Source organism: Mycobacterium sp. 1081908.1 (assembly GCF_001673535.1).
Classification (GTDB): domain Bacteria; phylum Actinomycetota; class Actinomycetes; order Mycobacteriales; family Mycobacteriaceae; genus Mycobacterium.
The window spans coordinates 1-4,082 of record NZ_LZLY01000002.1 but is presented as its reverse complement, the minus strand read 5'-3'; the positions used below and the strand labels follow the sequence as shown (position 1 = coordinate 4,082).

3 protein-coding genes and 1 pseudogene are annotated in these 4,082 nt (G+C 70.6%); all 4 read left to right on the top strand.

The features are described 5' to 3' along the window. Positions 1–63: 63 nt before the first annotated feature. Positions 64–1,123 (top strand): annotated as a pseudogene (gene argC, locus A5655_RS00050) (N-acetyl-gamma-glutamyl-phosphate reductase). After that, positions 1,120–2,334, top strand: coding sequence for a bifunctional glutamate N-acetyltransferase/amino-acid acetyltransferase ArgJ (gene argJ / locus A5655_RS00045; RefSeq protein ID WP_067004258.1), 1,215 nt, complete (start codon positions 1,120–1,122; stop codon positions 2,332–2,334). The pseudogene argC and the gene argJ overlap by 4 nt, the downstream one beginning before the upstream one ends. Continuing rightward, positions 2,331–3,218, top strand: a complete 888-nt coding sequence (argB, locus tag A5655_RS00040) for an acetylglutamate kinase (protein ID WP_067004256.1) — start codon at positions 2,331–2,333, stop codon at positions 3,216–3,218. The genes argJ and argB overlap by 4 nt, the downstream gene beginning before the upstream one ends. 38 nt (positions 3,219–3,256) lie before the next feature. Continuing rightward, positions 3,257–4,082: acetylornithine transaminase (locus A5655_RS00035; protein WP_231999025.1), on the top strand; the 826-nt coding region annotated here is incomplete at its 3' end.

Sequence of the window (4,082 nt, the reverse complement as noted above, 5' to 3'; positions counted from 1 at the left end):
CTCCTGGGCGCACACCGCCCCGCGATCATAGGGTGGAATGGATTTGCAAACCACTGCATAACCATGCAGAATCGGCCAGATGGCCGACGTGTTGAGGGTGGCGGTTGCCGGCGCCACCGGTTATGCAGGCGGGGAAATCCTACGGCTCCTGCTCGGGCACCCGGGCTACGCCGACGGCCGCCTCACGATCGGCGCCTTGACCGCGGCGGCAAGCGCCGGCAGCACGCTGGGTGAGCACCATCCGCATTTGATTCCGTTGGCCCAGCAGGTGGTCGAGCCCACCGACGCGGGCGTTCTTGAAGGCCACGACGTGGTGTTCCTGGCCCTGCCGCACGGTCATTCGGCCGCGTTGGCCGAACGTCTTGGCCCGGAAAGCCTGATCGTCGACTGCGGCGCCGACTTCCGGCTCACCGATGTGGGCGCCTGGGAGCGGTTCTACGGGACGACCTACGCCGGCAGCTGGCCGTACGGGCTGCCGGAGCTGCCCGGCAGACGCGAGCGGTTGCGCGGCGCCCGCCGCATCGCGGTTCCCGGCTGCTACCCGACGGCGGCCCTGCTCGCGCTGTCTCCCGCGATGGCCGAGGACCTCATCGAACCGGCCGTTACGGTGGTTGCCGTCAGCGGCACCTCGGGCGCGGGCCGCGCCGCCAAGACCGACCTGCTCGGCTCGGAGGTCATCGGATCGGCGCGGGCCTACAACATCGCCGGCGCGCACCGGCACACCCCGGAGATCGCCCAGGGGCTCGGCGCCGTCACTGACCGCGACGTCACCGTGTCGTTCACCCCGGTCCTGATCCCCACCTCCCGCGGCATCCTGGCCACCTGCACCGCGCGCACCCGAGCGCCGCTGTCGCAGTTGCGGGCCGCCTACGAAAAGGCTTACGACGCGGAGCCTTTCATCCACCTGCTGCCCGACGGACAGCTACCCCGTACCGGGGCCGTGATCGGCAGCAACGCCGCTCACATCGCGGTGGCGGTCGACGAGGCCGCGGAGACTTTCGTGGCGATCGCCGCGATCGACAACCTGGTCAAGGGCACCGGCGGCGCCGCCGTGCAGTCGATGAACCTGGCGCTGGGTTGGCCTGAGGCCGAAGGCCTTTCGGTGGTGGGGGTGGCGCCGTGACGGAGGTTGCCGCCGCCGCGCGGTTGCTGCGCGAACAGGGTGTCACCGCCCCGGCCGGGTTCCGGGCCGCCGGAATCGCCGCGGGGATCAAGGCATCCGGGGCCCGCGACCTCGCGCTGGTCTTCAACGAGGGGCCCGACTACGCGGCCGCCGGGGTGTTCACCCGCAACAAGGTCAAGGCCGCGCCGGTGCTGTGGACCCAGCAGGTGCTGACCACCGGGGCGCTGCGCGCCGTCATCCTCAACTCCGGCGGCGCCAACGCCTGCACCGGTCCCGGCGGCTTCCAGGACGCCCACGCCACCGCGGAGGCGGTGGGGGCGGCGCTGTCGGACTGGGGCACCGAGACCGGCGCCATCGAGGTCGCCGTGTGCTCCACCGGGCTGATCGGCGACCGGCTGCCGATGGACAAGGTGCTCGCCGGGGTGCGCGAGATCGTGCACGAAATGGCCGGCGGGCTGACCGGCGGCGAAGACGCCGCCCAAGCCATCATGACCACCGACAGCGTGCCCAAACAGGTTGCGCTGCACCATCCCGACAACTGGACGGTCGGCGGGATGGCCAAGGGCGCGGGCATGCTGGCCCCGTCGCTGGCCACCATGCTGTGCGTGCTCACCACCGACGCGGCCGTCGACGCGGAGGCGCTCGACCGGTCGCTGCGGCACGCCACCGCCCGCACCTTCGACCGGCTCGACATCGACGGCTGCTGCTCGACCAACGACACCGTGCTGCTGCTGACTTCGGGCGCCAGCGAGATCACCCCGCCGCAGGCCGACCTCGACGAGGCAGTGCTGCGCGTGTGCGACGACCTGTGCGCCCAGCTGCAGGCCGACGCCGAGGGCGTCACCAAGCGCGTTACCGTGACCGTGACCGGGGCCGCCTCCGAGGACGAGGCGCTGACCGCAGCCCGGGCGATCGCCCGCGACAGTCTGGTCAAGACGGCGGTGTTCGGATCCGACCCCAACTGGGGCCGGGTGCTCGCGGCCGTGGGCATGGCGCCGATCGACCTGGATCCGGACCGAATCCGGGTGTCGTTCAACGGGTTCGCGGTATGCGTCGACGGGGTCGGCGCGCCGGGCGCGCGCGAGGTGGACCTTTCGGGCGCCGACATCGACATCACCGTCGACCTGCGCATCGGCGACGGCCGGGCCGCCGTCCGGACCACCGACCTCTCGCACGGCTACGTCGAAGAGAATTCGGCCTACAGCTCATGAGCCTCCGCGTCGAAGAATTGCCCACCGAGGTCAAAGCGCAGGTGCTGGCCGAAGCCCTGCCCTGGCTCAAGCAGTTGCACGGCAAGATCGTAGTCATCAAATACGGCGGCAACGCCATGACCGACGACACGCTGCGCCACGCCTTCGCGGCCGACATGGCGTTCCTGCGCAACTGCGGCATCCATCCCGTCGTCGTGCACGGCGGCGGACCGCAAATCACCGCGATGCTGCGCCGGCTCGGCATCGAGGGCGACTTCAAGGGCGGCTTCCGGGTCACCACACCCGAAGTGCTCGACGTGGCGCGGATGGTGTTGTTCGGGCAGGTGGGTCGCGAGCTGGTGAACCTGATCAACGCGCATGGCCCCTACGCCGTCGGCATCACCGGCGAGGACGCGCAACTGTTCACCGCGGTGCGGCGCAGCGTCACGGTCGACGGTGTGGCCACCGACATCGGGCTGGTGGGCGACGTCGATCTGGTCAACACCGCCGCGGTGCTGGATCTGATTGCGGCGCGGCGCATTCCGGTGGTCTCGACCCTGGCGCCCGACGCCGAGGGTGTGGTCCACAACATCAACGCCGACACCGCCGCGGCGGCGCTGGCCGAAGCTCTGGGAGCCGAAAAGCTGTTGATGCTCACCGATGTCGAAGGCCTGTACACCAGCTGGCCGGACCGCGAATCGTTGGTCAGCGAGATCGACACCGTCGCCCTGGCGCGATTGCTGCCCACGCTGGAGACCGGCATGATCCCCAAGGTCGAGGCGTGCCTGCGGGCCGTCACCGGGGGTGTGCCCAGCGCGCACGTCATCGACGGGCGGGTCGAACACTGCGTGCTGGTCGAGCTTTTCACCGATGCGGGTACGGGCACGAAGGTGGTGAGCGCGTGACTCACACCGACGCATTGAAGCAGCGGTGGGACGCCGTGATGATGCACAACTACGGCACCCCGCCGGTGGCGCTGGCCAGCGGCGACGGCGCCGTCGTCACCGACGTGGACGGCAAGACCTACGTGGATCTGCTCGGCGGCATCGCCGTCAACGTGCTCGGCCATCGCCACCCGGCCGTGATCGAGGCCGTCACGCACCAGATGACCACGCTCGGGCACACCTCCAACCTTTACGCCACCGAACCGGGCATCGCGCTGGCCGAGGAACTGGTCGCGCTGCTGGGTGCCGACGCGCCGGCGCGGGTTTTCTTCTGCAACTCCGGCACCGAGGCCAACGAGGTGGCGTTCAAAATGTCGCGGCTCACCGGTCGCACGAAACTGGTTGCCGCACAAGAGGCCTTCCACGGCCGCACGATGGGATCCCTGGCGCTGACGGGCCAGCCGACCAAGCAGGCGCCGTTCGAGCCGCTGCCGGGATTCGTCACCCACGTGCCATACGGCGACACCGACGCGCTGGCCGCCGCGGTCGGCGACGACACCGCTGCGGTGTTCCTCGAACCGATCATGGGGGAGAGCGGCGTCGTCGTCCCGCCCGAGGGCTACCTGGCCGCCGCGCGGGACATCACCGCACGCCACGGCGCCCTGCTGGTGCTCGACGAGGTGCAGACCGGGATGGGCCGCACCGGAGCGTTTTTCGCCCACCAGCACGACGGCATCACCCCCGACATCGTCACCATGGCCAAGGGACTCGGCGGCGGGCTGCCCATCGGGGCGTGCCTGGCCGTCGGGCCGGCCGCCGAACTGCTCAGTCCCGGCCTGCACGGCAGCACCTTCGGCGGCAACCCGATCTGCACCGCGGCCGCGC